The sequence below is a fragment of the Spirulina sp. CCY15215 genome (assembly GCF_016888125.1).
In the GTDB taxonomy this organism is placed as follows: domain Bacteria; phylum Cyanobacteriota; class Cyanobacteriia; order Cyanobacteriales; family Spirulinaceae; genus CCY15215.
The window spans coordinates 1-409 of record NZ_JACSWA010000139.1 but is presented as its reverse complement, the minus strand read 5'-3'; the positions used below and the strand labels follow the sequence as shown (position 1 = coordinate 409).

Sequence of the window (409 nt, the reverse complement as noted above, 5' to 3'; positions counted from 1 at the left end):
TGGGAAGAATATAAGCAATTAAATCTATCTTCTTTGCAAGCAACAGTAAAGCGAGTAGATTTAGCTTATAATTCCTTTTTTAAAGGCATTCGCAAACCTCCTAAATTCAAATCTATTCGAGATTATTCGGGTTGGACATATCCAGACGGACGGCAAGGATTTAAAGTGGAAATTAAAACTTCCGAAAAATATGCCGTTAATCATGGTTGGGTTATTTTGAACGACCTCAACTTAAAGGTAAAAATGCGAGGTCGCTTTCAATATTGGGGAAAACCCACAACTTGTACCCTTGTTTATCGTCCTCATCGAGATGAATGGTACGTTTCTTTTACCGTTAAAGTAGAAGAAATCCCTTGTCTATTTGGCAGCCAGTCCCCGGTAGGGACGTTACATGTAACGTCCGTACAGT

The 409-nt window shown here is 38.9% G+C and carries 1 pseudogene; it reads left to right on the top strand.

Annotated features, from left to right (window positions below):
• Positions 1–33: 33 nt before the first annotated feature.
• Positions 34–409, top strand: a pseudogene (locus JUI58_RS27485) (hypothetical protein); the annotation flags it as partial.